At 41.5% G+C, this 1,214-nt stretch carries 3 protein-coding genes and 1 pseudogene; all 4 read right to left on the bottom strand.

Translation table 11 applies throughout. The features are described 5' to 3' along the window. Positions 1-175 (bottom strand): annotated as a pseudogene (locus tag AT15_RS10545) (hypothetical protein); the annotation flags it as partial. Continuing rightward, positions 142-324, bottom strand: coding sequence for a hypothetical protein (locus AT15_RS10540; RefSeq protein WP_268766436.1), 183 nt, complete (start codon positions 322-324; stop codon positions 142-144). The pseudogene AT15_RS10545 and the gene AT15_RS10540, both read right to left, overlap by 34 nt. Before the next feature lie 295 nt (positions 325-619). After that, on the bottom strand, positions 620-799 hold the full coding sequence (locus AT15_RS10535; protein WP_268766435.1) for an IS3 family transposase: 180 nt from the start codon (positions 797-799) through the stop codon (positions 620-622). Between the two features lie 93 nt (positions 800-892). Then, positions 893-1,150 (bottom strand): transposase, encoded by a 258-nt coding sequence (locus AT15_RS10530; protein ID WP_268766434.1) that lies wholly within the window; start codon positions 1,148-1,150, stop codon positions 893-895. Positions 1,151-1,214: the final 64 nt, after the last annotated feature.

Below are 1,214 nucleotides of genomic sequence, written 5' to 3'. Positions count from 1 at the left end.
CCCTGAAAAACTGGACAAAAAATCGAGCAATTTTGTATAGACTTAAGGATTCTTCAAATACCTCTTTGGGACTCTTGTAACCTAGTGCACTGTGTGGATATTTTTCATTGTAAAACGTTTCAAAATCTTTGGTCTTTTCGATTAGCTCTCGTAACTTGGATTGTCCAGTACCCATGCAACTTCTTCTTTGTATGTTCTGAAATACCTTTCCGTGTTGGCATTACCTTTTGGGTTGTTGTAGCTCGTGAATATCTGTTTTATCCCAAGTACAGCACATTCTTTCAGGAACTTCGTGCTCGTTGGTTGGCTGCTGTTGTCGCTCACCAGTATTACTCCTTCGCCCCGCACACCTTCGGGATATCCCTAATTTAAGGCTCTGTCCAACGCTTTTAACGATTCTTCCGCTCTACACCTGAAACTTATTTCCGATCCAAGGATTTCCCTTGTGTACCAATCTATCACTGCTATGTAATATGCTCAACTAGCATCTCTTGTGAGTATTTTTGTCGTATCGATCCCAAGCACTTCTCTGAGCCTGGTGGGTTTTATTTCTTTTGGATGGTTCTACAAGCTTTTTTGTGCCCAACTTTGTAGAGCAATCCATTCTCTTTCATTATCGCTATACCCTCTTTTGGTTAAGTTTATTGCCTTTTTTTCTCAACATCGCCCAGATTCGACGATATCCCCAGTAAGGATGTTCTCTTTTGAGTTCTTCTATTTCTTTGAGTATTTCTTCATCATTCGTTCTTCGACTGTATCCCTTAGACTTGTAGTAATACGTGCTCCGGCTGATTTTCAAATACCTCAGCGCTTCTGATACGCTGAATCCCTAATCAACGAGCAGTGCCGCTATTTTCCGTTGCCTGGGTGCGCTACTGTTTTTTTTAATGTCTCAATGACGATTGTCTGTTTCCCGATTACCTTCTCGAGCTCTTCCATTTTTTTCTTCGAGCTGCTTTACCCTGGATTTCTTCCCGTTTTCCAAGCCTTCTTTGGCTCCTTCGAGAAACCTATCACGCCATTTGTAATACTGAGCTTGTGAAATTCCGTGTTCTCTGCAGATTTGAGAAACATTCTTTTCTCGACGAAGCCCTTCTAGAATTATTGCCATCTTTTCTTCTGTCGAGAGTTTCTCCGCAATTTGCTGCACCCCCTTGCCTTTTTATTCTAACTCTCTACTTTTTTCCTGCCCAATTCTTCAGGGAAGCAGTATA

The organism is Kosmotoga arenicorallina S304 (assembly GCF_001636545.1).
GTDB lineage: Bacteria > Thermotogota > Thermotogae > Petrotogales > Kosmotogaceae > Kosmotoga_B > Kosmotoga_B arenicorallina.
The sequence above is the reverse complement of the archived record's forward strand: the minus strand, read 5'-3'. Positions and strand labels throughout refer to the sequence as shown.